This window comes from Subdoligranulum variabile, from assembly GCF_025152575.1.
GTDB lineage: Bacteria > Bacillota > Clostridia > Oscillospirales > Ruminococcaceae > Gemmiger > Gemmiger variabilis.
In genome coordinates this window covers 3,140,162-3,165,345 of the sequence record NZ_CP102293.1, presented here as the reverse complement: position 1 = coordinate 3,165,345, position 25,184 = coordinate 3,140,162, and the positions used below count along the sequence as shown (strand labels likewise).

Here is a 25,184-nt window from a genome sequence, read left to right as displayed (position 1 = left end):
ATCCCGCTCGCCGGTGCGGGCATATTGTTGGAGGTTTCTATGAACAAGAGAGGGAAGTCATGGCCGTTGTTCGTCGTGGCAATTTTGATCGTTGTATTTTCCCTTACGGCCATCTTCGGTGTAAGCTATCAATACGGTGACACCAAGCATACCTATGTAAAAGGTGCTTCGGATATCCGTTTCGGCATCGACATTCGCGGCGGCGTGGATGTCACCTTCATGCCGGATGGGGATGTGGATGCGACACCCGAGCAGATGACTGCCGCCAAAACGGTCATTGAAGATCGTCTTGTGGGCTTGGGTATTACCGATTATGAAAGCTATGTCGACAGCAACAAAGATCGTATCATCGTTCGTTTTCCGTGGAAAACGGGGGAGTCTGATTTCAACCCTCAGACGGCTATCGATGAGATCGGTACTACCGCCAAGATGGTGTTCCGAAAAGGTTCAACTGCCGACGGGGAAGAGATTCTCAGCGGCGATGATGTAACCTCCGCCAATGCTGCATACAGCGAGACCGACGGCTGGGTTGTCCAGCTGAAGTTCAGCAGTGAAGGGGCGCAGGCGTTTGCCGATGCCACGACGGAACTGGCCGCCAGCGGCGATCCGATTTCCATTTGGCTGGATGATGAGAACATTTCCACTGCCTCGGTTGATGAGGCCATTACCGGCGGTGAGGCTATCATCAAGGGGAACTTTGATCAGGACAGCGCCGCAACGCTTGCCAACCAGATTAATTCCGGCGCTCTTCCGTTCGCACTTTCTGCAGAAAGCTATTCCACCATTAGCCCGACGCTGGGTGCCAGAAGCCTGGAAGTAATGGTTCTGGCTGGTATTGTGGCCTTTGTACTGGTAGCGTTGCTCATGATTCTGCGCTATCGCCTGCCCGGTACCATTGCGGCGGTTTCCCTGCTGGGACAGGTTTGTGCTACGCTGGCTGTGGTTTCCGGCTATTTCAGTGTTTTCCCGGGATCCACTCTGACGCTGCCCGGTATTGCTGGTATTATTCTCGGCATTGGTATGGGCGTGGATGCCAACGTTATTACAGCGGAACGCATTAAGGAAGAACTTTCCAAGAACAAAACTCTTGATGGAGCCATTAAGAGCGGCTTTAAAATGGGGTTGACGCCCATCATCGACGGCAATGTCACCATCGTGATCGTGGCCGCCATCCTGATGGGGGCGTTTGGTCCCACGGATGGTTTCTGGGCCAAGGTCTTTAATCCGATCTTCTTCTGGTTCGGACCGTCCACAGCCGGTACCATCTATTCCTTCGGCTTTACTTTGCTGACCAGTGTTTTGCTCAACTTCGTCTTTGGTGTGTGGGCTACTCGTGTTATGATCCGTGGTGCCGTTCACTGCAAGGCTCTGCGCAATCCTTGGTTGTACGGCGGCAAAAAGGAAGGCGGTGCCGAATACAAGACCCCGACCATCAACTTTGTCGGCAACCGCAAGAAGTTCTATGCTTTCTCTTGCTGTGTCATCGCTATTGTTTTAATTTTCTCTGCTGTATTCGGTGTCAGCATGGATGTGGAATTCAAAGGCGGTTCCATGATTACGCTGGCTTATGAGGGAGATGCGGATCTGGATGCGCTGAAGAACACGGTCAGCACCGAACTCAATCAGAGCAATCTGACGCTGCAGACCGGCTCGGATATTTCGGGTGGACAGACGCTGACTATCACGCTCCCCGGTAGCGAAACCCTCTCTACTGATCAGCTGGATGGTCTGCTGACAACACTGAATGAGCAATACCCCGACAATCAGTTTGTCCAGAACGAAGTCAGCAACGTGGATGCAACCATCGGCAACGAGTTCCTGCTCAAGAGCCTTGTTGCACTGGTGGCCGCCTGTGTCCTGATTCTGCTGTATGTCGCGTATCGTTTCCGCCGCATCGGCGGCCTCAAAGCCGGTGCCACGGCAGTGGTCGCGCTGCTGCACGACATGTTCATCATCTTTGGTGTTTTTGTCCTGCTGCGAATTCCTCTGAATGGCAACTTTATCGCCGCGATGCTGACCATTCTGGGCTACTCCATCAACGATACCGTTGTTATCTATGACCGCATTCGGGAAAATAGCGCTTTGTTCGGCAAAAAGCAGATGGGCCTGAAGGAACTGGTCAATCTGTCCATCAACCAGAGCTTCTCCCGCTCGTTGATGACTTCCATTACCACTTGCCTGGCGTTGGGTGTTATCTGCGTCGTGTCGGTGGTTTATCGTCTTGACAGTATCTACACCTTTGCTTTCCCGCTGCTGTTCGGTATGATCAGTGGTGTCTACAGCACGATCTGCATTGCCACACCGCTGTGGGTCGACTGGAAAATGCATAAAAAAGCCCCTGCCAAAAAGAAAGCCTGAGTTGGCTAAGAGGAGGAATCTGCCATGAAGTGCCCATACTGCGGTGAAGTTGATTCCAAAGTTATTGATTCCCGTCCTACTGAAGACGGCGAAAAAATCCGCCGCCGCCGTGAATGCCTGAATTGCAAAAAGCGTTTCACCACCTACGAGATCGTAGAAACGGTCCCGCTGATGGTGGTCAAGAAAGACCATTCGCGTGAAGTGTTTGACCGCCAGAAGCTGCTCAACGGTATGCTACGTGCCTGCGAAAAGCGGCCTGTCAGCTATCAGCAGCTGGATGACGCTGTAAGCCGCATCGAGCAGATGCTGCTGAACTCCTATGATCGGGAGGTCACTTCGATTCATATCGGCGATCTTGCAATGCAGGAACTGAAGAAGATGGATGATGTTGCTTATGTGCGTTTTGCTTCGGTTTATCGGCAGTTCAGCGATGTGAATACCTTCATGGAAGAACTCAAAGACATGCTGGATACCCGCTCAAAACCAGCTGAAAAATGATTCCCGAATCTGCTGTGCCTGGGTACGGGCACGCGCAGTCTCTACCGCTAAATCTGCCACATTTTCTGCAGATACGTAAGAGGGGATAGTTGCCAGTGTTTGATTGAGCTGATCCACAAGGCTGCGACGGATCAGAAGCATCCAGACTGGGCTGTTTTCTTCGCTGCGTTGTGCTGCTTTCTGGAATGCCTGCTTGGCCTGTTCGTATTCTCCTGATACAGCAAGATTATATGCGACATCGAGTTCCCGGGTCAGAGTTTGTGTGTTGTTATCCACATAACGCCCAGCGATGTACAGCAGGAAAATAAGCACTGCCAGCAAAAATGCTGCATACCAATTGCGATTCAAGTCACAGGATCCTTTCCGGACCACCCTTCGGGGTGGTCTTTTTTTGTACCAGCAGTAGTTGCTTTCCGTTATACAAGACAAGAAGAACCTGCCGACGGTCGAGTCCTCTTTTAGCAAGAGCACTATCCAGCCATTTTTCATCCAGGTGCAGTGCTTGCAGATTGTCATGATAGATCTGATCATCAATCAGTAACGGAAGCATGGGTTTTTCTTGGTTGCTGTTCTTTACCGTAGCGGTGCTGATATGGCCGTTTGGTTCTACGACCGCCCAAAGAACTTCATCGGGGGAAAAGATATCTTTCCCCCGCAACGCCTCCATCAGATCTCCCGCCGTGATGCGAAGACGAGGCAGAGCCTCCTGTACAATTTTTCCGTCGCGAATCACCGTGATTGGTTTGCCGAAGAGGACTCGTGCATAGGTAGGGTTAAGATACGCCAGCGTAGAACTGAAGATCTCCAGCGACGTCAGAAGAATAATCAGAACCAGGCTGGATAGTAATGGCAGATCCGGCTCATCGATACAAATTGACGCAACATTGGAAACCAACAGCGTTGTCACCAGTTCTGAAGGCTGCAACTCACCCAACTGGCGTTTTCCCATCAGGCGCAGTGCAGCCACAACGGTAGCATAGACGACAATGGTTCGAAAAATTGCTGAAAGCATCCATTGGCCTCCTCATATTTTCCCTGATACCCGGCAACACTAATGCCTGACGAGGGGGAATCCTATGCAGCAAAAAAGATTGAATCGATCCTTACTGGAAAATCTGCGGATTCTGAAAAGCATTTTTGGCGATTCCGGAGACTTCTATACCAAGGAAATCATGATCAGCGGCGTTTCCTGCGCGATTGTGATGTTCACGGGGCTGTCTTCCCCAGAGAAGCTTTGCCATCTGGCACTGGAAATGCTGGATCACGATCTGCTTATGCTGAACGGAAGTGATGATCTGGTGCGATTATCTGCTTACCCAAAGTATGGTTCCCGCGGAACCGGCTCCCGCGGAAGACTGGACTTCTTTTGTGGAACTGCTGTGCAACGGAATGACGCTGCTTCTGATTGACGGCTGTCGCCGCGCCGTGGCGTTTTCCACCCAGGAGATGCCACAGCGGTCTATCAGCACTCCTACAGGCGAAGGAAATATGCGAGGCTCCCAGGAGGCTTTTACAGAATTGCTCCGGAACAATATCTCTCTTTTGCGAAGGCAGTTTCGCACGGAAACACTCATTGTAGAAATTCAGACCGCCCATACTCGATCCAAAACCGAATATTGTATATGCTATGACCGTGCATTGGCGCCCAAAGAGACCGTAGATGCTTTGCGGGAAAAGTTGTCCTCTGTCGAGTTGCCGGTTTTGTTGGACAGTGCCTACTTTGCTTCTTTTTTGAAACAGGACAAACTGAATCTTTTTCCGGCAGCCGCCTACACAGAACGGCCAGCGACTGCCTGTGCCCGCCTATGCGAAGGAAAAATTGTTGTCATGGTTTCCGGATGCCCTTATGCACTTGTTGTCCCCAGTTTTTTTGCGGAGCACTTTGAATGTCTGGACGACTACGCATCCGGCGCTGTTTTTTCAGGGCTGATTCGGATTCTAAAGTATCTTGCCTTTCTACTTTCTGTATTTGGGCCGGGGCTCTATGTGATGGCAGTTTCTTTCGCACCGGAAATTATCCCTATCCAGATGTTGACCAAGCTGACCCAGGCTGAAGTCAGCACACCATTACCTCCTATGCTGGAAATGCTGAGTGTCACACTTCTGCTGGAGATTGTCCGGGAAGCCGGTCTGCGTGCGCCGCAATCCATAAGTCACACGGTAAGTCTTGTGGGTGCCTTGATCATAGGGGAGACGGCCGTTTCAGCCGGGATTGTCAGTGTTCCGATCCTCACAATGGCGGCAGCCGCCACCGTTGCCACACTGGCGGTCCCGTCGCTGTACGAGCAGTCCATCCTGTTCCGCTTTGCAGTCATACTCCTGTCTGGATCTTTCGGCGTTCTTGGGCTTGCCTGTGCAGCGCTTGTTATCCTTGCCATGGCCTGCGGCAGCGAGCCTTTTGGATATGACTACCTCTATCCACTGATGCCCCTGAGCCGTACAAGCTGGCGAGATGGATTTGTGCGAAGTATCTGGTCTGATCTTTCCAGGTTCGGGGAGGTGATTGGCAAGGATGAAACGTGATTGCCCAAGCCTTCTTGCTGCTCTGACAGTGGGGGTGCTTGTCAATGTCTTGCTGCGCAGCCAAAGCGCCTACTGGCCACGCGCGGGCGCTGCAACAGCGCTGGTTTGTGTGCCATTACTGGCTGGCACCGGATGGCTGTTTGCCCGTGCCTGGAGAAGCGGAGAAAGTCCCGCCCTTCGACTTTTGTTTGCGGCGCTGCTGTTCTACACATCTGCGCTGGAAATCTTGAATTTCCGGGATTTAGCACAGCGATTGTACCCCGGAATGCTCTCGATGACAGCAATTTGCTTGATGACACTGCTTCCAGTTATCTATCTGCGAAGAGTGTCGGCTATTTCCCAAACTGCGCATGTTGTACTGTGTCTGCTGCTTCTGGCCACGGGTTTTATGTTGTTGACGGTTCTGCCACGGCTTCATATCACCAATTTACAGATAGTTCAACTCCAACCGAATGACTTTGCCACGGCTGCAAAAGAGCAGCTCACATTATATCCGGAATATCTGCTTCCAGCTTTGCTGCCGCCGTCCAAATCCAAGCACCGGCATGCCTTACTTCATTTGGCTGCGGCTGCGCTGTGGTTCGATGTGGGCATGCATCTTGTTTTAGAACTTTTCTACGGTGCCGCCATGCCGATCCGTATCGATCCCATCCACGCGGCAGCTCGCTGCGGAGCTTTGTCAGTCTTCAATCGCTTGGAAAGTTTACAGCTGATTCTGTGGATCATGGCGATTACGCTGAAGCTGTCCCTTTATCTGTATGCGATCTGTTTACTTTTGCGCAAAGAGGAAAACAAAGGTCTCTCCGTTTCGCTCCGCAACTTTCCCCTATATGGGGGAGGGCTTTGGCTCCTGTGTGCTTTGTTGCAAAAAACGGATGTTCAGACAGCTATGCAGCAGCGCAGCATGCTGACCTGGGGATTCGCTCTGCTGGCCGGAATAGGAGGTGCAGCGGCATGGCTTTGCCGAAAACTAAAGCATGGCTTGTAAACGGGTGTTTGCTCATAGGCTTGCTATTATGCGGTTGCGGAGGACAATCTCTCTCTGAGCGCGAAATTGTACGTGGCGTTCTTTTTACACGCCAGGGAACACAGTTTTCCGCCTGCCTGGTGCTGGCTGATCAGAATGCCAAGTCGGAATCTGATGGAAACAAAATTTCTGCGGCCCAAGGAAAGACTCCCGCACAGGCTCTTGAACGAGCTGAGCAATCTCTTTATGGCGAGGTATACTACGGCCTGTTGGATCTCGTCGCCTTTCCCTCTGACACAGACCTTGCAACTGCCCGGGAAATCGGCGCACTTCTATATGACAATGCCCAACCGGCTCCCGAACTTTCTGTATTCATTCTGAATACGGTTCCCAAAAGCTGGGCCGAAGAGGGAAGTACCCTTTATCTGAACATGAAAGCCTCGGAAAAAATCTATAAGGTGCACTGCGGGTTGCAGCAATTGTTTAGTCAAAAAAACGTTTGCGCCGTTCCTGGATATCGCCCTGGCGGTGGATATGACTTCCTCCTGCTGGCAGAGAATGAGCCGGCAATACGCTATACAGGGGTGGAGGAAGCACAGTTGGCAGCGGTTCTGTGCGGGCAGACTTCTGTGCTAAACGGCACCTTTGCTTTCGGTAAAGCAGCATGCGAGGCAAAAGCGTATATTATCGCCGACGGAAATGAAATACAACTGCATCTAAGGGATGTGACACTGACGGCACTGGATTCTTCTGTCGAGCCATCTTCTCTGAAATCTTTATTACAGCAGGAATTACAGACAGGTTTTGCGGATTTGCAGCGGCAAATGCAGCAGGCTGGTGCAGATCCTTTCCATTTTCGTTTCTGGCAAGCCTGCTTGTACGGCCCGGAAAGCGCGTTTCAATCCTCTGTTTTGAAAGTTCTGATTGACTAATTTCCCATCAGCACAGCAAAAAACGCCGCAGAAGATTTTTCTTCTGCGGCGTTTTTTCTGGAAGGTATCAGGAGGCTTGCAGGGAACTGGGACGGATAATGTTGATCAGGTTTTTATCGGCAAGGAAAGTTTGGAAATTATAAAGGATCAACACTTGATCGTACCCTTCTTTTTCTATGGTGGAATCCAACCCATACCGGAAATTGCGGAAATCGATTACGCCAATTTTCGCATAATTTTCGGTAAGGTAAGGGACAAAGCTGTTGGCGTAGCTATCCTTTACAACCAAAATGCTTCCGGTCCCATTGCCTTCAACCACGGAATAGCCATTGTTTCCATCCAGAAAAGCGGCATACTTGTCTCTCGTTTCAAATTTTTCCGTATTGATGAGATTTTCCGTGCGGTTTGCCTCAAACTGTGCTTCCGATGGAACATCGAAAATAGTCATTTGATTGTCCAACGGATAATAGGTGATGGAGTCATCCTCAACATTCCACAGACGAGTTGCAGAATAATGTGTTCCCTGGAAACCATTGATGGTAACAGATTCGTGTGCAGTGCGGTCAAACGGGGAAAGCCCTTTGAGCTTGCAGAATTGCTCATACGCACGATACGCGCCGTTGGGCGTCCAGTGATGGTCTGTTTTGAAATAAAGATATTCCTCTTTACTGGCGGTAAAGGTATTCCTCAGATCCAGTACTTCCGCGTACTGACCGATTGTTGCGAAAATATCATTCAGCATACTGTCCTCGTCCACCATGGGGGCGCCGGCAGGAAGCATCTCCGGATAGATCGCGCTGGCAGAAGGTGCCAGCAAAAACGTCACCTTACCGGGGTATTTGGCTGCAAAGTCCGAAACTGCCTGGATATTTTTGTCAAGCTGCTTCTGTGTGGTCTCATCTACCGTAAATAGCTTGGTGAACATCCAGTGATCCTTTCCCAGCAGGATCCCCCCCTCTTCCACCTTCTGAAAAACCATCTCATCCGCAGCGCGCTGGGTGTTAATCCACTGATCGCGGAGTATGAACTGATCCTGCATCCAGGAAGAAAAAGATTGCTGCCAGGTGCCATCCAGAAGATCAGCGATGGTCGGTGCGCGAAGTTCCGCAGCGTTTCTGTTTTCCAATTCAATCAGTTTTCGCTTGGGCCAGACAACATTCACCAGAGAAAAACCAAAGAGCAGCAGCGCCGCACAAAGCAGGATCGGGTGCACCGTTCGACGACCGGATTTCCGATAAATAACCTTTGACATACGGTTTTCCCCTTTCTCAGAAATTGGCATACAGAGCCGTGGAATTGGTTGCCGCCACCACATACGCAATGCACAGTACCGTCAGCCCCGCAAAGAGCACCACTTTAAGAGGCATCCAGCGACCAATTTTATGCCATAGCCTGCGGGGCACTGTAGAAGAGCATAGACAGCCAAGAAGCAAGAATACGCCGTAATTGCGAAGATAATAAATCGAAGAAATTCCGCTCTGGGGCACAAAAAGTTTCTGCATCAGAAGCCCCAGCGGCGCACCCGGTTGGTTGGCTGTAAAAATACCCCATCCCAGTACTACCAGGAAAAGCGTATAAAGATGCGGCCAAACACGGCCTTTCTTCAAATATTTCAAAAGGAACAGTTTTTCGATCGTAAGCAGCACAAAATAGTACAGCCCCCAGCAGATAAAATTCCAGCTGGCGCCATGCCATATCCCGGTAGCTGCCCAAACCAGCAGCATATTGAACAATTGCCGGGGCTTTCCTTTGCGATTTCCCCCAAGAGGAATATAGATGTAATCCCGGAACCAGCTGGAAAGCGAGATGTGCCAGCGCCGCCAGAATTCCGTAATGCTCCCGGAAATGTACGGTAAATCAAAGTTGACGGGGCATTCAAACCCCAGCATAGCGGCCAGACCATTGCTCATTTCACTGTAACCGGCAAAATCAAAATACAGCTGCAGGGAATAGGCAAGAATGCCCAGCCACGCCAAGGGAGTAGAAACATTGGCCAGACCAATGCCTCCATTTCCAATAATATCCGTCCACAAGGCGCCGATGGAATCTGCCAGAATCACCTTTTTGGCAAGGCCAAAGACAAAAAGCTCGGCTCCCTGTTCGATCTGTGCAAGATGACAACGGTCAGAGCGTTTGTGAAACTGTTCCGCCATGTCGCGGTATTTCACAATGGGGCCGACAATCAACTGCGGGAAGAAGAGCACATAGCTGGCAAATGTGATGGGATTTTTTTCAGGCTTGACCTTATTTGTATAGACATCAACCTCATAGCTGATGATCTTGAAGATGTAATAGCTGATACCAAGGGGAAGCACATCTCCAATGTCCAACGACGAAAGCCCGAGGCCCGCAATCCGATTCAACGTTTCAATCAGGAAATTGGTATATTTGAAATAGACAAGAACCCCAAGATTGACAAAAACCGCTATCAGGGGCAGGAGCCACCGCAATCTGGCCCGAGCCGATGCCGTCACCAGCCCCCAAACATAATTGAATAGGATCAGGCATAGGATCAGCGGCAAAAATGTAACCCCTGTCCAGCAGTAAAAGAGCAGGCTCTCCACAAGCAGGACTGCATTTTTGGCCCGACCGGGGGTTATGTAATAGATCAGCAACGCCAAAGGCAGAAAGCAGAACAAAAACACCACACTATTGAAAACCATGTGTGCTCCTCTTTTTCAAAAATAAAAGGGCCGTTACCAAAGCAGGTAACGGCCCGGTGAGCTTCGTTGTGCAGGAGAATCAGAAATTCAATGCCGTTTCCAATACTTTATCGATCTCGGTATAGTCGCCTACATCGACACTGGCAATCACCATCGCAACATAATTCCCGTTTCGGACAATACGCGCATCTTTCGCAAGCGCGGTCAGATCGGCAAACTCAGCATACAGATTGTTGGCGGTCAGACTCTCTTTATAGGCCTGCAGTTCGGATTCTACCTCTTCGGCCTTGCCCTCCTTGGCCTGTGCCACAAAAACCAGTCCACAATCAGACTGCGTATTGCTCACATCGCCCTTGTACGCCACAAGGTTGTCCTTATTCAGCATCAAGGTGTTCTCTACATCAAAATCACTGTACGCCATCGGATTGTTGATGGGGTTGACGGCCTCCAGCGCAGCGACAGCACTGTCGAGATTCTCCGTCTGAGCTACTTCCTCGGCCTCGGAACCCTGGGACGCGGAATCAGAAGCCGCCTCCGATGTTTCCTCGGAACTTACAGCCTCGGAAACAGAAGAAGCCTCGCTGCCGGAAGAAGTCGTTTCAGAATCTCCAGACTTGCTGCAGCCGGCCAAAAGAATCGCCGCGCACAAAAGAATCGGAAGTAATTTTTTCATGGGATTGTTCTCCTTTATTGCTTGATCGTAAAATCTGCCGGTATGCCGGAATTGCGTTCTCCGGTCATCCGCACGATGTTCCGTACTATCTCGGAATACCTTATTAGAATACACTATTTTAGCTGTTTTTTCAACCCGTATTCCGTCGAAACCCCTAGTGAAAGCGCCACAATCCATGTAAATTTTTTGTGGCCTTGACAAAGAAGGGGACTTTGCCGTACACTCGCAGAAGAGCATACAAAAGGGGGAGAGACTTACTGTGCAGAATTCCAAAGCAAGATCTGTAGCATTGACGGCCATGCTGTTTGCGTTGGCCCTTGCTCTTTCCTGGCTGGAGTCATGCGTCACACCGCTTCTGGGACTTATTCCGGCCCTGAAACTGGGACTTTCCAACATTGTGGTCATGTATGCGATTCTCTTTCTGCACACACGTACCGCTGTTTTACTTGTTGTTCTCAAAGCGGCGTTTGCTTTTCTGACTCGCGGGGTGACTGCCGGGTTTCTTTCCGGCTGTGGCGGATTGGTTTCTTTACTGGTATTTGTGATTTTGCTTCACCTTCCTTTTTCGGTAAGCGGCTATTTATTCTGTGTGTGCGGTGCGCTGGCACATAATCTGGGCCAGCTGGCAGGAGCCTGTGTTTTGCTTTCCAGTTCCCTGGCTCTGGCCTATGCACCGGTCCTACTTGTGGCCGGAATTGTGGTGGGAGCAGTAAGTAATATTCTGACTTCTGCTCTTTTCAAGGCACTGCCCGACGCTCTGCGAAAGGGAATGCATAAAAGATCTCCATTCCAAAGTAAAAATAAGATTTTTTCTTAAATTACGCAAAACTCTATTGACATTGTAGGAATAAGACGCTATAATAGCACCAAAGACACAGGAATGCGTCTTAGGAGCTATATCAACAACAGGAGGCTATTCATTATGACGAAATATGTTTGCACCGTCTGCGGCTACATTGCCGAAGGTTCCATCCCTGAGTTCTGCCCCGTCTGCAAGGCGCCGGCTTCCAAGTTCATTGAAAAGAAAGATAACACCTATGTGACCGAGCATGTTGTCGGAATCGCCAAGGATGCTCCGGAGGAGATTCTCCAGGGTCTGCGCGAGAACTTCAACGGCGAGTGCAGCGAGGTCGGTATGTATCTGGCTATGAGCCGTGTTGCTGACCGCGAGGGCTACCCCGAAATCGCTGAGGCTTGGAAGCGCTACGCATTTGAGGAAGCCGAGCACGCTTCCAAGTTTGCTGAGCTGCTGGGCGAAGTGCTGACCGACAGCACCAAGAAGAACCTGCAGATGCGTGTGGATGCCGAGTGTGGCGCCTGCGCAGGCAAGATGGACATCGCCAAGAAGGCGAAGGAACTGGGCCTGGATGCCATCCATGACACTGTTCACGAAATGGCCAAAGACGAGGCTCGTCATGGCCGCGGCATGCAGGGCCTGCTGGACCGCTACTTCAAATAATTTACTCCAAAAGGCGTAAATCGGGCCGGAGCATTTGCTCCGGCCCCTTTATTATCTCTTTTATTCGCCACGACAAGCAAAAAAACGGCCTTGCTTATCGCACGCTGCATAGAAGACTTCTTTACACTGCCCAATTCCCATACGGTGCAGCTGATCATCCAGCCAGCGCTCGTCACGGCCCGCCGCTTTTAAATTATCCGAAAGAAGACGCCCATCCAGAATCAGGTCATACCAGGCACTGGTCGGGTCCGGAGCGATTCCGAGATCCTGCGGATTGGCAGGGCGAATTTCACTTTTAGGCAGAAAACTGATCTGGCCGTTGTTTTCCAAAATGGCAGTCTGAATCTCATTTGGATCAAAGTAACCGGCGATCCGTGCTTGTCCCAGGAATTCATTGAGATCGATGGTGGCACGCCGTAGATTTTCTTTCAGAATGACGCCGTTGTTCATGAGGATTACCGAACGACCACTCCAAAAAGTCCGTAATGCAATACTTTTACAGGCAGAAACCTCCACTGCCCAGGTGATTATGCCATATACCAGCAAGGCAGTGAACGGGCGATACCAGGCCTCCAGATTGGTGGCCATTTCCGCCGCAATGGAACCGACGGTAACGGCATTAAGATAGTCAAATGGACTCATTTGTGCAATCTGGCGTTTTCCGCCCCAGCGTGTGATCAGAAACATCATTGCCAGAGAAAAAACGCTGGTCAGAGCTACCTGCCCCACCTCCAGAAATACTTGCTGCATAGAACTCCCTCCGATATCGGTTATTCTGGGCAAAACTCTAACAGTTTATCCCACCCTCTTGCACTTTTGGTGAGAAAAAGTTACAATAAATACTACTTGTATCTATCCAAATAAAAAGGGGAGGCGGTTGCGATTCGTTATCTGTTTGTGATCAACCCGACCGCCGGGAAGGCGGATGCAAGCGTAACCTTGCTGCCGCAAATCCGGGCTGCCGCGGATCGTGCCGGAGTTACGCCTTCCGTCGTGGTGACCCGCCGGGCGGGACACGCCCGAGAGGTTGCTGCCGCCTGTGCAGAGAGCGGGGAAGAAGTTCGCATCTATGCCTGTGGCGGTGATGGCACACTGAATGAAATTTTGCAGGGTGCCGCTGGTCATTCTCAGGTTTCTGTCGGATGTATTCCTTGCGGAAGCGGGAATGATTATGTTCGCAATTTTGGGACGCCGTCCGATTTTCTGGATCTGGATGCCCAGCTGTCGGCTCTGTCATATCCGGCTGATCTTATCCGCACGCCACAGGGCTATGGCATTGATATTTATGCTGCCGGAATTGATGCGCAGGTGGCTAACGGTATACCCAAATGGAGGCGCGTACCGCTGTGCGGCGGTACGACAGCCTATACGCTTTCCATTCTAGAGGCAATATGCAGTTCCTTCCGTCATACACTTCGTATCAGAACTGATTCCGAAGAGTTGGAGGGCACCTATATGATGCTTGCCATCTGTAATGCAAAGATGTACGGTGGCGGATATTGTGCCGCGCCTTACGCCAGCATGGATGACGGTTTGCTTGATGTGGTCCTGCTCAAACCGGTCCCCAGGCTTCGCCTGGCGGGGCTTTTACAATCCTATCGCAAGGGACAGCACCTTACTCCGGACGGTCAAGTTACCAAACCCTTTTCTCCTTACATGACCTTTTTTCGTACAAGTTCCATTGACATCCAGGTACTGGATGCTCGTCCATTGATTACTACACTGGACGGCGAATGTTCGCCCCAGATGAATCTGCACGCAGAGGTGGCGCGTCGCAGCATTCATATCTTGTTGCCGCCAAAACTCGCACAAAATGCGCCTGTACTCCAGGCTATGGGAGAGTAAGCATGTCTGAAAAAGTCAAAGTCAAAATCGCTCGGAACGTGATTCATCTGCCGGCTATTGCGCTGCGCGGTCTGGTTGTGTTCCCTAACAACGTTGTCCATTTTGAGGTTGGACGCCCCAAATCCATTGCTGCCATCGAGGCGGCCATGCACAGCAACAGCAGTGTGTTCCTGGTAGCGCAGCGCGAAATGGATGTGGAAGAGCCCGGCCTGCGGGATCTGTATGCCTATGGCGTGATTGCGGAAATCAAGCAGGTGCTGCGCGTTTCGGATGAACTGGTCAAAGTTCTGGTAGAAGGCAAAACCCGCGCTCGCCTTGTGGAACTGGTTGATGGGGAAAAGTATTTGCAGGCAACCGTTCGGCCCGTCCCTGTGCGGGGAATTGGCGCCGACAAACGAACCCAGACAGAAGCGCTGGTCCGCAGCCTGAAAGAATGCTTTGAAAATTATCTTTCTTACAGTCCTCAGATTTCCAAGGATGTAGTGTACAACATTGTAACCGCCACCAGTCCGTTGTACCTCAGCGAATACATGCCGGCCAATCTCCTGCTCAAATACGAGGACAAACAGGCGATCCTGAATGAATCCACGTTGCTGGGACGTTTGGAAAAACTGCTGACGTTACTTCGGCAGGAATGCCAGGTTCTGGAAATCGAGCGTGATCTGGACGATAAGGTCAATGCCCAGATGGACAAAGGCCAGCGGGAATACTATCTGCGGGAGCAGATGCACATTATCAGCGAAGAGTTAGGGGACGCAGAGGATACTCGCGCCGAAGCAGAAGAATATCGCAAAAAAATCGAGGCCCTGAAGCTCGACAGTGAGTCCACCGAAAAACTGCTGAAAGAATGCGATCGCTTGTCCCGGATGCAGGGTAATTCTGCCGAGAGCGGCGTAATCCGCAGTTATCTGGATGCCTGCCTGGCGCTGCCCTGGCATATCACCACAGAGGACAATTTGGACCAGAACCATGCCCGTAAGGTTCTTGACAGGGAACACTACGGCCTGCAGAAGGTCAAAGAACGCATTTTGGAACTGCTGGCGGTTCGCAAGCTGAACACCGACGTGAAGGGACAGATTGTATGTCTCGTTGGCCCTCCGGGCGTAGGCAAGACCAGCATTGCTCATTCTGTTGCTGAGTGCATGGGACGTAAATTTGCCCGCATGAGCCTGGGCGGTGTACATGATGAAGCCGAGATCCGCGGTCATCGGCGTACTTATATAGGCGCCATGCCCGGTCGGATTATCAGTGCCATTACAACAGCCAAATCGTCCAACCCGGTGATTCTTCTGGATGAGATCGACAAACTGGCTGGCGATTATAAAGGCGATCCCTCCAGTGCGCTTTTGGAGGTACTCGATCCTGAGCAGAATTGCACTTTTAAGGACAACTATCTGGACATTCCTTTTGATCTGAGCGAAGTGCTGTTTATCACAACTGCTAATGATGCATCCACCATTCCCGGCCCGCTTTACGACCGTATGGACGTCATCGAGCTACCGAGTTATACCCGTACTGAAAAATTCAATATCGCCAAGCGGCATCTGCTGCCCAAACAGCTGAAAAACAACGGCCTGGAAGGCCGCGTCACGCTGACCTCCAGCGCGCTGTATGAGATCATTGACGGATATACTCGTGAAGCCGGTGTACGTACTCTGGAGCGGACTATAACATCCGTGCTGCGCAAGTGCGCCCAGCGTATTGCTGCGGGGGAAAAAGAAAAAATCAGCGTCTCTGCATCCACCGTCAAAGCCCTCCTTGGTCCTGAGAAAGTGAAGCCCACTTTTATCTCCCGCAAGGACTCCGTTGGAATTGCGAACGGTCTGGCCTGGACTAGCGTCGGCGGTGAAATGCTGCCTGTGGAAGTTGCCGTTATCCCGGGTGGCTCCGGCAAGATTGAAATCACCGGCAGCCTGGGCGATGTGATGAAGGAAAGTGCCAAGCTGGCCATCAGCTATGCCCGTGTCCACGGCGAAGAATACGGTATTACGGCAGACCGGCTGAAAAATGTGGATATCCATATTCATGCGCCGGAAGGAGCTGTACCAAAGGACGGTCCCTCTGCCGGTGTCACGTTGACCACTGCTCTGATTTCCGCTTTGTCCGGCATCCCGGTGCGTCACGACCTTGCCATGACTGGTGAGATCACACTGCACGGCAATGTGCTGCCCATCGGCGGATTGAAGGAGAAAAGTATGGCCGCTTTCCGGGAGGGGATCTCTACGGTTCTGATTCCAAAAGAGAACGAAAGCGATCTCTTCGAGGTCGACGCTGAGGTAAAACAAAAAATCCACTTTATCCCGGTGGAGCATCTCTCCCAGGTGCTCAAGCAGGCACTGTTGCTGCCGGGGCATTCTTCCTCCCGCGGTACGCATACCGTGCCGCAGGCTACCAACCTGATTGCCAACGATAAGTCGACAAAAGAACCCGCCACGGTCATGTGAAAGGAATCTCATGAACTACAACAATTGTGAATTTCTGGCTTCTTACGGTCTTTCCCGTCAGTTGCCGGACAGTGACCGCCCAGAGATTGTGTTCTCCGGTCGCTCCAATGTAGGCAAGTCCAGTCTTATCAACAAACTGTGCAACCGCAAAAATCTAGCTCGCGTCAGTTCCACGCCAGGGAAAACCGCGACCATTAATTTTTACAAGGCCGACACGGCCTACTTTGTGGACCTGCCCGGATATGGCTATGCAAAGGTTTCCAATGCCGACAGAGCCCGCTGGGATGAACTCATCAACAGTTACTTTGAGGCAGACCGTGCGGTTTGTCTACTGATCCAACTGCTTGATTGCCGTCACGCGCCGAGTGCGGACGATGTCCAGATGCTGGAATATCTGCACTATCACGGGATCCCCTTTGTGGCGGCCCTGACAAAGGCCGACAAACTGAAAAAATCTCAGTTGGCGGCTTGTCAATCGGAATTCGAAGAAATCTGTGCCCCTTACGGCTGTCTGGGAGTCTATCTCACCAGCGCTGAAAACGGCTATGGTATGGACGCGCTGCGGGCATGCCTGGAAGATCATCTGCATGGTGAGGAAGAGCATGGCGTATAACGAGTTTGCCTACTTTTATGACGAGTTCAACGAAGCCGCGGATTACGACGCGCTCTTCTGTTATATTCAAAAAGAGCTGGCTTCGCATGGTGTAACAGACGGCATTCTGGCGGACCTTGGGTGCGGCACTGGCGATCTCACACTGATGCTTAGTCAGGCTGGATACGATGTGATTGGTATTGATCGTTCCGAAGAAATGCTCAGTGTTCTGCGAGAAAAAGCAGATGCACTGGGCCTTACCGGAAAGATTTTGCTGCTTCGGCAGGATCTTCTGGAACTGGACCTCTACGGAACGATCCGTGCTGCCGTGTCTACTTTTGATACCTACAGCCATATTGGCCCGGCAGAGCGTTTCGAGCAAGCCATCCGCAAAGCAGCTTACTTTATGGAAAAGGGTGGCGTATTCGTATTTGACCTGAACACGCCGTACAAACATCAGCATATTTTGGCCGGACAGACCTTCGATATTGAGGCGGAGGACGCTCTTTGCCATTGGACCAACCGCTATGAAGAAGCCACCGGCCGTGTAGACATCGACATTGATATTACTTATCGCGATACGGGGGAACACTTCCAGGAAGCTTTCTGCGAGTACAGTTATCCCTTGGAGATGGTCACAGAGTTTCTGCTGCGCTATGGCTTTTCTGTGGCACGTGTGGCGGACGGTGAGGATTTCGGCCCGGTTCGTCCTGACAGCCAGCGATGGATTATCACTGCCATCAAGCAATATACCCAGGAGGAAAAAAGCTAAATGGAACAAAATCATAACATGCTGCGCGGAATCTCTGAAAACGGTGGCATCGTATTTTACGGTGTGGACTCTACCGAAATGGTTCGGGAGATGGAACGTCTGCACAAGACCAGTGCTGTTACAACAGCCGCTTTGGGACGTCTGCTTACTGCAGCCTCGATGATGGGCATTATGCTGAAAAGCACCCAGGACTCCATTACAGTACAAATTAAAGGTGGCGGTCCTGCGGGTCGTCTGCTGGCAGTATCCGATGGCACGGGTAACGTCAAAGGTTATGTTGAACATCCGATCGTGGAACTGCCTTCCCGTGAGGACGGTCATCTTAATGTAGGCGCCGCTGTCGGCAAGGACGGCACCTTGGATGTCATCCGCGATCTTGGCCTTCGTGAACCTTATGTAGGACAGGTGCCTCTGACTACAGGGGAAATTGCCGAAGATATTACCACCTATTTTGCCATCAGCGAACAGATCCCGACTGTCTGCGCGCTCGGCGTGCTGGTGGACACAGACCTGAGTGTGCGCTGTGCGGGTGGTTTCATTGTACAGCTGCTGCCCGGCGCTACCGAGCGGGAAATCGACCATCTGGAGAAAAATATCAAAGCCATGCCCAGCGTGACCACCATGCTGGAGGAGGGAAAATCTGTGCAGGATATGCTGTCCATGGCATTGGATGGTTTCCAGCCGGATATTCTGGACAGCTATCATGTATGCTATCGCTGCGACTGCAGTATGGCTCGCGTGGCAAAAATGCTGCACAGTTTGGGAAAAAAAGAAGTAGAAAAATTGCGGGACGAAGATCCGATTGCAGAGGTAAACTGTCAGTTCTGCGACAAGGTTTATCGTGTAGACCTGAACGATCTTCTCGAAAAATGGCCTTCCTGCGATGAAAAAATGCCGCAAGAAAAAAGCTGAAAAAAATCGCAAAAAAATAAGAAAAAACTGTTGACAAATGCGTCGGGGTTGTATATAATAATACCCGTCGCCCGGAGAGAGCGGCTGAGCAAACTCTCCGATACATGCGGCCGTAGCTCATCTGGTAGAGCGCCACCTTGCCAAGGTGGAGGTAGCGAGTTCGAGCCTCGTCGGCCGCTCCATTGCGGAAGTTTAGCTCAGCTGGGAGAGCATCTGCCTTACAAGCAGAGGGTCAGCGGTTCGAGCCCGTTAACTTCCACCAAATGTGGCCCGGTAGTTCAGTTGGTTAGAACGCTAGCCTGTCACGCTAGAGGTCGTCAGTTCGAGCCTGATTCGGGTCGCCATTTGCCTCTGTAGCTCAGTCGGTAGAGCAGGGGACTGAAAATCCCCGTGTCATTGGTTCGATTCCGATCGGAGGCACCAAGGTTCTTGTACATTCTTTCCCTAAGAATGTACATCATGCGGCCGTAGCTCATCTGGTAGAGCGCCACCTTGCCAAGGTGGAGGTAGCGAGTTCGAGCCTCGTCGGCCGCTCCAACAAACAGTGGAAACCGGCTCCAAAAGCCGGTTTTTCACTCATTATGGTGACGTGGCCAAGTGGTAAGGCAAGGGTCTGCAAAACCCTCATTCACCAGTTCAAATCTGGTCGTCACCTCCAAAACGCGTCACAGTTTGTGACGCGTTTCTTTTTTGCGATAAAGGAGTCGGAGTATGATTCATCTGTACTGGGGCAACGGCAAAGGCAAGACCACTGCCGCCATGGGGCTGGCTTTGCGCGCCTTGGGGCACGGGCGACGCGTTGTGATTGTTCAGTTTTTAAAGGATGGCAACAGCGGTGAGATCGAACCTCTGCGCCGTCTGGGAGCTTCTGTGTACGCGTGTCCGAACGCTAAGTTCACCTGGCTCATGGACGGAGCTGAACGTCTACAGGCCAGGGATAACGGCACTGCCGCTTTACAGCGGGCAATTGCTGAGCCCTGCGACCTTTTGATTTTGGATGAAGCCTGTGCAGCTTATGAAAACGACCTGGTTGACCGTGATTTGCTCCAGCATGTCGTATCAAGCTCTGAGACGAGCTTTGAAGTGGTTTTAACGGGCCGTACACCCGCAGGCTGGATGCAAGCTGCCGCAGACTATTCAACCGAAATGCGCGCCTGCCAGCACCCTTACGAAAAGGGTGTTCCTGCACGCGAAGGAATTGAATACTGACGTCATTCATAAGGGCGGATTGCAGCCTTTCTGTTCGTGCAAATGTTTCCCAAGCGGCTTCAGACGGACTCGCTTTTTTAACACAATCCCTTTATGCCTCTCTGTGCAAATTTCTCCTGCATATAGCAATATCCCCTGATGCAGTTGCTTTTCCGCCTCTGCATCAGGGGATATTTTATTAGCGCTCTTTCAGAACGACGTGCTTTCACTTCCAGAACGATGGAAACAAAAGTTCACTGCCCACTTTTACAGTCAGCAGCATCAGGACAAGGATTACGGTAGGCTGAACGATGCGGCTGCCGTTCTTGATGGCAAGCCCTGCACCCAGATAATGCCCCAAAATCGAAGCAATCGCAGCAATGAGTCCTACGGCAACGTACACCGTGCCCGCCGTCAAAGCGGTGAAAAGACTGCCTATGTTAGAGGCTAGATTGATGACTTTCACACCACCTGCTGCATGGCGAGTATCCATCTTCCCCAAGCGAATGAAAATCAGCATCAAAAAGGTACCCGTACCGGGACCATAATACCCATCATAGGCTCCGATGATCAGCGAAGCCGCCCACACTACTGCTGCCCGCCGGGAAAATTGCATTGCTGCTGTTTCGTCAGGCCAGTTGTGATTGCGCAGTGTCACCACCGCTACCACCGGTAGTACTACCAGCAGCAGATACTTCAGAACCACATCCGGGGTGTGCAGCTGCAACCAAGTGCCTCCCACAGCCCCCAACAGAGAAAAAATCGCTGCCGGTGCGAAGAGGCGCCAATCCACATACCCTTGCCGGATGAAGCGACCGGTGGAAAACATTGTTCCGACAGCAGAGGAAAGTTTATTGGTCCCCAGGGCGTAATGGGCAGGAAGTCCCGCAAACACGATAAGATAGGTAGGGACAGAGATGATGCCGCCGCCACCGGCAATGGCGTCCATCAAAGAGGCCAAAAATACGCCCGCACAGATCATCAACACTACCCAAAGAGGAAAAACGTTCACAGTAATTTGGGTGAGCGGAGAAAAGAATTCATCCATACAGGACCTCCCGGAAAAGGCCATCCTTTACAAAACAATCTGCTCCAGTTCCGCCATCCACAGTGCGTTGCAGGCGTCACTGGGCATCCGCCAGTCTCCACGAGGCGACAGCGTGACCGATCCGACTTTAGGCCCGTCCGGCAAACAGCTGCGTTTGAATTGCTGGGCAAAAAAGCGCCGATAAAAGTTCTTCAGCCAATGCAAAAGAATTTCCGGGGCGTATTTGTCCTGGAAGGCGGTCCGGGCCAAATGGTAGATTTTGACTGGTCCGAATCCGAAACGAAGCACATAGTACAAATAGAAGTCGTGGAGTTCATATGGGCCTACCAGCTTCTCAGTTTGCTGCGCAATGGTCCCGTCCTCTGCTGTCGGTAGCAGTTCGGGGCTCACTGGCGTGTCCAGAATATCCAGCAAGACACGGCTCAGTGTCTCTTCTCCACAGGTGTCGGCCACGTAATGAACGATATGGCGGACCAGTGTTTTGGGCACACCGGCATTGACGCCGTACATACTCATATGATCGCCGTTGTAGGTGGCCCATCCCAAAGCCAACTCGCTCAGATCTCCGGTTCCAATGACAAAGCCGCCGTTTTTGTTGGCATAGTCCATGAGCTCCAGCGTCCGCACCCGCGCCTGACAATTCTCAAAAGTCACATCGTAGGTAGACGGATCCTGCCCGATATCGGCAAAATGCTGATTTACGGTATCAGTAATGTTGATTTCGGCAAAGCTTACCCCCAAAGCCTCGCACAAGATTTCGGCATTGGAGCGTGTACGCCTGGTTGTGCCAAAACACGGCATCGTCAGCGCTACAATCTCTTTCGGATCGCGGTCCAGAACCTTGCAGGCACGCACCGCTACCAACAATGCCAGACAACTATCCAATCCACCGGAGATTCCCAGCACAGCGCAGCGCGCATGGGTGTGCTCCATCCGCTTGGCCAAGCCTTCCGCTTGAATACGCAGGATCAATTCGCAACGTTCTGCGCGGGCAGTGGCATCCTGCGGCACAAAGGGCGTAGGGGAAACCGTACGGGACAGGCAGATTTCGGTAGGCATCAGTTCGAATTCTACCGTTGTGTAACCTTGATTCTGCGGCAGGAAAGATGTGTTATGCTGCCGTTCCTGTACCATCCGTCCCAGATCCAATTCGGCGATGGCTTCCTCCCCGGAAAACGGCGCCGTCTGAGCAAGAATCACACCATTCTCGGCAATTAGATTATGCCCGGCAAAAGTCATATCGGTGGTGCTTTCGCCATGGCCTGCATCGGCGTACAGATAAGCACAAAGCAACCGGCCGCTCTGTCCGGCCACGAGCTGTTCCCGGTAAGCGGCTTTTCCAATGGTCTCATCGCTGGCCGAAAGGTTGGCAATTACTGTTGCACCTGCCAGCGCGTGGGAGCAGCTGGGGGGAACAGGAGCCCAGAGGTCCTCACACACCTCAATCCCCAAAACAAAATCCGGCATTTGCTTACAGGAAAACAGAAGCTGCGTGCCCATCAGTGTTTCCTGCCCGGCATACTCGATGCACTCTGCTTCCCGCATACCGGTCACAAAATGCCGCTGCTCATAAAACTCGCTATAGTTGGGCAGATAGGTTTTGGGCACCAGCCCCAGCAGTTCACCGCCGCATACCACGGCAGCGCAATTGTAGAGCTTGCTGTTGTGACGTACTGGTACACCCACCACGGTCACGAGATTTAATCCTTTACTGGCCTGCAGAATGTTCACCAGGCCCTTTTCTGCACCGCGCAGCAGAGGCGTCTGCAAAAACAGATCGCTACAGGTATATCCGGTAAGGCTCAACTCCGGCAGACAAAGCAGCTGCACATTTTCCGCTGCGAAAGCCTGCATGGCGTCTATAATCTGTTCTGCATTGTAGGCGCAGTCCGCTACACGCAGTGCCGGGCTTACAGCCGCAGCACGGATAAAACCGTTTTCAAACGCGGGAAAGCTGTACTTCATGGCTCCAACTTCCTTTTACTCATTTTTGTTCGTTTTCTGACATCTATGGGTATCATATCACAGCAAAGCTGCTACCGCAAGCAATGCGACAATTTGTAAAATATAATTGACATTCCAGAAAATGTATGTTATATTGGGGCCACCGACAGTTGGCATCGGAAATCAAGGAGGCACGAATGGCAAAAAATCTGAAACTCAAGGCGGCACGTGCCGAAAAGGATATGACACAGGGGGCACTGGCAGAAGCGGTGGGGGTTTCCCGGCAGACCATCAATGCCATAGAAAAAGGGGAGTACAACCCTACAATCAATCTTTGTAAAAGTATCTGCAAGGCGTTGGACAAAACGCTGGACGATCTTTTCTGGGAGGAGTAAATGATGAAGCTGAATATCTTTTCCAAAAAGAATCTTCTGGATGAAATGCAGGAGCAGAAACTTCTCAAGGTGGAAAGTCGTGGTTTCTGGCTTATGTGGTGGGGACTTTTGATTTCCATGCTTGTACAGAATGTCATGGGCATTCCTGCAGAAAGCCTGACCGGGGAGTGGATCATCTTCATGATTGCCAGTCTGTATTCGCTGGAAGAGTGCCTGCGAAATGGCATCTGGGATCGCCACATCCAGGCCAATTTCGGTGCCAATCTGGTTGGGGCCCTCGTGACAGGTATTGCCGTGTTTGTGTTCAGCTTCGTGCAGCGAGGCTACTGGCCCGGGGCTCTGTTTAGCGGAGGATTTACAACACTTCTCTGCCTGGTTATCCTGCAGATTATCGCAGGTATTTATAGAAAACGTCACGAGCAGCTCGAGTATACGGAGGAGGACGACCATGAATGAGCCCATTCAAACCAGTAAACGCGAACTGACCGTTTTTTTCCTCGTTGCCTTTGCAGTGCCCTATCTTATGGGGGTTCCTCTGGCAATTGCCCAGCGGGCAGGCCTCGATACCAGCTGCTTTGCCAATTCTCAGATGATGTATCCCGCCGCAGGCGTTATGCTCGCCTATCTTGCCGCCAAGCGCCGGGCGATGCCCTTACGGTTCTTTGTGCTGCATCTTTTTGCCGCCATCCTCTGTGTGGCAGCAAGTCTTTTTTCGGTTGTTTATCCTTCCGATACGTTGTGGCTTTCAGTGATCAATGTAGTTCTGGTGATTGGTTCGCTTCTCGCCTGGATTTTTCTTCTCACAGACAAGAAAGAAAAGCGTACCATCTATGGCCTGCGTTGGCGTGGAAAAGGCCTTTTTGCTTTCGGGATCTGTGCACTGTTTTTGCTCCTCAAAACCGCCATCATTTTTGTGTCCGTCGCTTTGGAAGGCGAAACAGCATGGCATGATTATCTTGCTTACTGGGCAAGTTTCGTGCCATGGATGTATGCGGCGATCCTGATTCCCAACTTTTTTCTGTCATTTCTTCCATTTTTCGGCGAAGAATACGGTTGGCGTTATTACCTGACGCCCGTGCTTCAAAAACGGTTCGGTAAGCGGCGTGGTGTTCTGCTGCTGGGAATTCTCTGGGGGCTGTGGCATCTGCCCCTCAATCTCTTTTTTTACAGTCCGCAAACCTCCTTTCAAAGCCTCATTGCCCAAATCATCACATGCATTACAGCGGGCATTTTCTTTACATTTGCCTATGAAGTCTGTGACCGCAACATATGGGTACCGGTACTGCTGCATTACCTTAATAACAACATGATCCTCGTCTGGTCTGGAACCGCCGAGATCAGCAATCAAGTGTACTCCTGGGCGGATATCGGCCTTACCGCCGTTTTGTATGGAATTGTTTTTATACCGTTTCTCAGCAGCAAAGTTTTTCGACAACCGGCTTCTGACTAAGCGATCGCTAGGAAAAAGGACCTCTTTGCCATCTGGTTGGCAAAGAGGTCCTTTTTCCTTCAAACTTCAAAAACCTTGTGCAGCGCTTCCAGGGCCGCATCTTCATCCTGCTGTCGGATCAGCAACGAAATATCCAAATCACTGGTCGTGATCAAAACGATTTCAATTCCGGCTCCAGCCAGCGCCGAGAGCGCCCGGGCCGCCACACCGCAACTTGTGACCATTTCCTCGCCGAAAAGGTTGATTTTGCTGTAACCGCCCGAAACCAGCGGTGGATGTTGTTTGGCGGCAGCAGGCAGTGCCTTCATCACAGCCGCAAAGTTGTCATAGCTGGTTGTGAAGCTGAAATCTACAGCCGTACCGCGTGGCGCGCTCTGACAAATCATGTCAACAACAATGCCGGCCTTGGCAAAAACATCGAGATGGTCTGCCAGGCTCTGCGCACTGTACTGCGCGCCTGGAAAAGTTGTGAGCAAAATGTTCTGCTCGCTGCTGATCTTGCTGACGCCATACATAACTAC

General features: G+C 51.4%; 26 protein-coding genes and 6 tRNA genes. 23 read left to right on the top strand and 9 right to left on the bottom strand.

Features of this window, described 5'->3' with window-relative positions; all coding sequences use genetic code 11:
• The first annotated feature begins 39 nt into the window (after positions 1 to 39).
• Positions 40 to 2,358 (top strand): protein translocase subunit SecF, encoded by a 2,319-nt coding sequence (secF, locus tag NQ490_RS14950; protein WP_007046343.1) that lies wholly within the window; start codon positions 40 to 42, stop codon positions 2,356 to 2,358.
• Between the two features lie 24 nt (positions 2,359 to 2,382).
• Positions 2,383 to 2,856 (top strand): transcriptional regulator NrdR, encoded by a 474-nt coding sequence (gene nrdR, locus NQ490_RS14945; protein WP_007046344.1) that lies wholly within the window; start codon positions 2,383 to 2,385, stop codon positions 2,854 to 2,856.
• On the opposite strand, the gene NQ490_RS14940 is transcribed toward nrdR, so the two are convergent.
• Together NQ490_RS14940 and NQ490_RS14935 are read right to left on the bottom strand one after the other, a co-directional pair.
• Positions 2,836 to 3,204: a DUF4363 family protein gene (locus tag NQ490_RS14940; RefSeq protein ID WP_040917558.1), complete on the bottom strand. Its 369-nt coding sequence runs from the start codon at positions 3,202 to 3,204 to the stop codon at positions 2,836 to 2,838. The two genes, nrdR and NQ490_RS14940, sit on opposite strands and share 21 nt — an antisense overlap.
• Before the next feature lies 1 nt (position 3,205).
• Positions 3,206 to 3,868 (bottom strand): DUF421 domain-containing protein, encoded by a 663-nt coding sequence (locus NQ490_RS14935; RefSeq protein ID WP_007046346.1) that lies wholly within the window; start codon positions 3,866 to 3,868, stop codon positions 3,206 to 3,208.
• A 64-nt stretch (positions 3,869 to 3,932) separates the two neighbouring features.
• Here NQ490_RS14935 and NQ490_RS14930 point away from each other — a divergent pair, with 64 nt between their 5' ends.
• From NQ490_RS14930 to NQ490_RS14915, 4 genes are read left to right on the top strand one after another with little or no spacing between them, the layout of a single operon-like run.
• Positions 3,933 to 4,265 (top strand): hypothetical protein, encoded by a 333-nt coding sequence (locus NQ490_RS14930; RefSeq protein WP_050764678.1) that lies wholly within the window; start codon positions 3,933 to 3,935, stop codon positions 4,263 to 4,265.
• Positions 4,147 to 5,379, top strand: a complete 1,233-nt coding sequence (locus NQ490_RS14925) for a spore germination protein (RefSeq protein WP_007046347.1) — start codon at positions 4,147 to 4,149, stop codon at positions 5,377 to 5,379. The genes NQ490_RS14930 and NQ490_RS14925 overlap by 119 nt, the downstream gene beginning before the upstream one ends.
• Positions 5,369 to 6,367 (top strand): hypothetical protein, encoded by a 999-nt coding sequence (locus tag NQ490_RS14920; protein WP_007046348.1) that lies wholly within the window; start codon positions 5,369 to 5,371, stop codon positions 6,365 to 6,367. Before NQ490_RS14925 ends, NQ490_RS14920 begins: the two co-directional genes overlap by 11 nt.
• On the top strand, positions 6,334 to 7,278 hold the full coding sequence (locus tag NQ490_RS14915; RefSeq protein ID WP_147644657.1) for a hypothetical protein: 945 nt from the start codon (positions 6,334 to 6,336) through the stop codon (positions 7,276 to 7,278). The genes NQ490_RS14920 and NQ490_RS14915 overlap by 34 nt, the downstream gene beginning before the upstream one ends.
• Positions 7,279 to 7,345: 67 nt before the next feature.
• Here NQ490_RS14915 and NQ490_RS14910 read toward each other — a convergent pair whose 3' ends face one another.
• From NQ490_RS14910 to NQ490_RS14900, 3 genes are all read right to left on the bottom strand, one after another.
• Positions 7,346 to 8,530 carry a DHHW family protein gene (locus tag NQ490_RS14910; protein ID WP_050764680.1) on the bottom strand — a complete coding sequence of 395 codons (1,185 nt, stop codon included), beginning with the start codon at positions 8,528 to 8,530 and terminating at the stop codon, positions 7,346 to 7,348.
• Positions 8,531 to 8,546: 16 nt separating this feature from the next.
• Positions 8,547 to 9,800: an MBOAT family O-acyltransferase gene (locus tag NQ490_RS14905; protein ID WP_242654973.1), complete on the bottom strand. Its 1,254-nt coding sequence runs from the start codon at positions 9,798 to 9,800 to the stop codon at positions 8,547 to 8,549.
• A 220-nt stretch (positions 9,801 to 10,020) separates the two neighbouring features.
• Positions 10,021 to 10,614, bottom strand: coding sequence for a DUF4358 domain-containing protein (locus tag NQ490_RS14900; protein WP_040917559.1), 594 nt, complete (start codon positions 10,612 to 10,614; stop codon positions 10,021 to 10,023).
• 259 nt (positions 10,615 to 10,873) lie between these two features.
• On the opposite strand from NQ490_RS14900, the gene NQ490_RS14895 reads away from it, so the two are divergent.
• Positions 10,874 to 11,431, top strand: coding sequence for a Gx transporter family protein (locus tag NQ490_RS14895; RefSeq protein ID WP_040917560.1), 558 nt, complete (start codon positions 10,874 to 10,876; stop codon positions 11,429 to 11,431).
• A 105-nt stretch (positions 11,432 to 11,536) separates the two neighbouring features.
• On the top strand, positions 11,537 to 12,073 hold the full coding sequence (locus NQ490_RS14890; protein ID WP_040917561.1) for an NADH peroxidase: 537 nt from the start codon (positions 11,537 to 11,539) through the stop codon (positions 12,071 to 12,073).
• 60 nt (positions 12,074 to 12,133) lie between these two features.
• Here NQ490_RS14890 and NQ490_RS14885 read toward each other — a convergent pair whose 3' ends face one another.
• Positions 12,134 to 12,823, bottom strand: coding sequence for a DUF421 domain-containing protein (locus tag NQ490_RS14885; RefSeq protein WP_007046355.1), 690 nt, complete (start codon positions 12,821 to 12,823; stop codon positions 12,134 to 12,136).
• Positions 12,824 to 13,012: 189 nt separating this feature from the next.
• Between NQ490_RS14885 and NQ490_RS14880 the strand changes: the two genes are divergently transcribed.
• From NQ490_RS14880 to NQ490_RS14825, 12 genes are all read left to right on the top strand, one after another.
• The gene (locus tag NQ490_RS14880) at positions 13,013 to 13,918 is read left to right on the top strand and encodes a diacylglycerol/lipid kinase family protein (protein ID WP_242654974.1); all 906 of its coding nucleotides are present in this window, start codon (positions 13,013 to 13,015) and stop codon (positions 13,916 to 13,918) included.
• A 2-nt stretch (positions 13,919 to 13,920) separates the two neighbouring features.
• A complete protein-coding gene (lon, locus tag NQ490_RS14875) occupies positions 13,921 to 16,362 on the top strand; it encodes an endopeptidase La (protein WP_007046357.1) in 2,442 nt (813 codons plus the stop codon).
• A gap of 10 nt (positions 16,363 to 16,372) precedes the next feature.
• A complete protein-coding gene (yihA, locus tag NQ490_RS14870; protein WP_007046358.1) occupies positions 16,373 to 16,975 on the top strand; it encodes a ribosome biogenesis GTP-binding protein YihA/YsxC in 603 nt (200 codons plus the stop codon).
• Complete coding sequence (locus tag NQ490_RS14865) at positions 16,965 to 17,726, top strand: class I SAM-dependent DNA methyltransferase (RefSeq protein ID WP_007046359.1); 762 nt, start codon at positions 16,965 to 16,967, stop codon at positions 17,724 to 17,726. The genes yihA and NQ490_RS14865 overlap by 11 nt, the downstream gene beginning before the upstream one ends.
• On the top strand, positions 17,727 to 18,638 hold the full coding sequence (hslO, locus tag NQ490_RS14860) for an Hsp33 family molecular chaperone HslO (RefSeq protein ID WP_007046360.1): 912 nt from the start codon (positions 17,727 to 17,729) through the stop codon (positions 18,636 to 18,638).
• 106 nt (positions 18,639 to 18,744) lie between these two features.
• A tRNA-Gly gene (locus NQ490_RS14855) sits at positions 18,745 to 18,820 on the top strand.
• Between the two features lie 4 nt (positions 18,821 to 18,824).
• Positions 18,825 to 18,900: transfer RNA gene (locus tag NQ490_RS14850), tRNA-Val, on the top strand.
• A gap of 5 nt (positions 18,901 to 18,905) precedes the next feature.
• Positions 18,906 to 18,982: transfer RNA gene (locus NQ490_RS14845), tRNA-Asp, on the top strand.
• A gap of 3 nt (positions 18,983 to 18,985) precedes the next feature.
• Positions 18,986 to 19,061 (top strand) — tRNA-Phe (locus tag NQ490_RS14840).
• A 38-nt stretch (positions 19,062 to 19,099) separates the two neighbouring features.
• Positions 19,100 to 19,175, top strand: a tRNA-Gly gene (locus NQ490_RS14835).
• 46 nt (positions 19,176 to 19,221) lie between these two features.
• Positions 19,222 to 19,296, top strand: a tRNA-Cys gene (locus NQ490_RS14830).
• Between the two features lie 53 nt (positions 19,297 to 19,349).
• Positions 19,350 to 19,847, top strand: a complete 498-nt coding sequence (locus NQ490_RS14825; protein WP_007046361.1) for a cob(I)yrinic acid a,c-diamide adenosyltransferase — start codon at positions 19,350 to 19,352, stop codon at positions 19,845 to 19,847.
• A gap of 205 nt (positions 19,848 to 20,052) precedes the next feature.
• On the opposite strand, the gene NQ490_RS14820 is transcribed toward NQ490_RS14825, so the two are convergent.
• Positions 20,053 to 20,874 (bottom strand): sulfite exporter TauE/SafE family protein, encoded by an 822-nt coding sequence (locus tag NQ490_RS14820; RefSeq protein WP_007046362.1) that lies wholly within the window; start codon positions 20,872 to 20,874, stop codon positions 20,053 to 20,055.
• Between the two features lie 27 nt (positions 20,875 to 20,901).
• The gene (locus tag NQ490_RS14815; RefSeq protein WP_007046363.1) at positions 20,902 to 22,839 is read right to left on the bottom strand and encodes an NAD(+) synthase; all 1,938 of its coding nucleotides are present in this window, start codon (positions 22,837 to 22,839) and stop codon (positions 20,902 to 20,904) included.
• A gap of 176 nt (positions 22,840 to 23,015) precedes the next feature.
• Between NQ490_RS14815 and NQ490_RS14810 the strand changes: the two genes are divergently transcribed.
• The 3 genes from NQ490_RS14810 to NQ490_RS14800 are packed head-to-tail and all read left to right on the top strand — an operon-like array spanning position 23,016 to position 24,663.
• Positions 23,016 to 23,213, top strand: coding sequence for a helix-turn-helix transcriptional regulator (locus NQ490_RS14810; RefSeq protein ID WP_040917562.1), 198 nt, complete (start codon positions 23,016 to 23,018; stop codon positions 23,211 to 23,213).
• Positions 23,214 to 23,669, top strand: a complete 456-nt coding sequence (locus NQ490_RS14805) for a DUF6773 family protein (protein ID WP_007046365.1) — start codon at positions 23,214 to 23,216, stop codon at positions 23,667 to 23,669.
• Positions 23,662 to 24,663, top strand: coding sequence for a CPBP family intramembrane glutamic endopeptidase (locus NQ490_RS14800; protein WP_007046366.1), 1,002 nt, complete (start codon positions 23,662 to 23,664; stop codon positions 24,661 to 24,663). Before NQ490_RS14805 ends, NQ490_RS14800 begins: the two co-directional genes overlap by 8 nt.
• Before the next feature lie 59 nt (positions 24,664 to 24,722).
• Here NQ490_RS14800 and NQ490_RS14795 read toward each other — a convergent pair whose 3' ends face one another.
• The gene (locus NQ490_RS14795) at positions 24,723 to 25,178 is read right to left on the bottom strand and encodes an ACT domain-containing protein (protein WP_007046367.1); all 456 of its coding nucleotides are present in this window, start codon (positions 25,176 to 25,178) and stop codon (positions 24,723 to 24,725) included.
• Between the last annotated feature and the right edge of the window lie 6 nt (positions 25,179 to 25,184).

Coding starts and splice junctions, on each gene's coding strand:
- NQ490_RS14915 (WP_147644657.1), top strand. CDS start 6,334: ATGGCTTTGCCGAAAACTAAAGCATGGCTTGTAAACGGGTGTTTGCTC.
- NQ490_RS14820 (WP_007046362.1), bottom strand. CDS start 20,874: ATGGATGAATTCTTTTCTCCGCTCACCCAAATTACTGTGAACGTTTTT.
- NQ490_RS14930 (WP_050764678.1), top strand. CDS start 3,933: ATGCAGCAAAAAAGATTGAATCGATCCTTACTGGAAAATCTGCGGATT.
- secF (WP_007046343.1), top strand. CDS start 40: ATGAACAAGAGAGGGAAGTCATGGCCGTTGTTCGTCGTGGCAATTTTG.
- lon (WP_007046357.1), top strand. CDS start 13,921: ATGTCTGAAAAAGTCAAAGTCAAAATCGCTCGGAACGTGATTCATCTG.
- NQ490_RS14925 (WP_007046347.1), top strand. CDS start 4,147: ATGATCTGGTGCGATTATCTGCTTACCCAAAGTATGGTTCCCGCGGAA.
- NQ490_RS14815 (WP_007046363.1), bottom strand. CDS start 22,839: ATGAAGTACAGCTTTCCCGCGTTTGAAAACGGTTTTATCCGTGCTGCG.
- NQ490_RS14795 (WP_007046367.1), bottom strand. CDS start 25,178: ATGTATGGCGTCAGCAAGATCAGCAGCGAGCAGAACATTTTGCTCACA.
- NQ490_RS14890 (WP_040917561.1), top strand. CDS start 11,537: ATGACGAAATATGTTTGCACCGTCTGCGGCTACATTGCCGAAGGTTCC.
- NQ490_RS14885 (WP_007046355.1), bottom strand. CDS start 12,823: ATGCAGCAAGTATTTCTGGAGGTGGGGCAGGTAGCTCTGACCAGCGTT.
- hslO (WP_007046360.1), top strand. CDS start 17,727: ATGGAACAAAATCATAACATGCTGCGCGGAATCTCTGAAAACGGTGGC.
- NQ490_RS14920 (WP_007046348.1), top strand. CDS start 5,369: ATGAAACGTGATTGCCCAAGCCTTCTTGCTGCTCTGACAGTGGGGGTG.
- NQ490_RS14865 (WP_007046359.1), top strand. CDS start 16,965: ATGGCGTATAACGAGTTTGCCTACTTTTATGACGAGTTCAACGAAGCC.
- NQ490_RS14935 (WP_007046346.1), bottom strand. CDS start 3,868: ATGCTTTCAGCAATTTTTCGAACCATTGTCGTCTATGCTACCGTTGTG.
- NQ490_RS14805 (WP_007046365.1), top strand. CDS start 23,214: ATGATGAAGCTGAATATCTTTTCCAAAAAGAATCTTCTGGATGAAATG.
- nrdR (WP_007046344.1), top strand. CDS start 2,383: ATGAAGTGCCCATACTGCGGTGAAGTTGATTCCAAAGTTATTGATTCC.
- yihA (WP_007046358.1), top strand. CDS start 16,373: ATGAACTACAACAATTGTGAATTTCTGGCTTCTTACGGTCTTTCCCGT.
- NQ490_RS14910 (WP_050764680.1), bottom strand. CDS start 8,530: ATGTCAAAGGTTATTTATCGGAAATCCGGTCGTCGAACGGTGCACCCG.
- NQ490_RS14810 (WP_040917562.1), top strand. CDS start 23,016: ATGGCAAAAAATCTGAAACTCAAGGCGGCACGTGCCGAAAAGGATATG.
- NQ490_RS14900 (WP_040917559.1), bottom strand. CDS start 10,614: ATGAAAAAATTACTTCCGATTCTTTTGTGCGCGGCGATTCTTTTGGCC.
- NQ490_RS14800 (WP_007046366.1), top strand. CDS start 23,662: ATGAATGAGCCCATTCAAACCAGTAAACGCGAACTGACCGTTTTTTTC.
- NQ490_RS14825 (WP_007046361.1), top strand. CDS start 19,350: ATGATTCATCTGTACTGGGGCAACGGCAAAGGCAAGACCACTGCCGCC.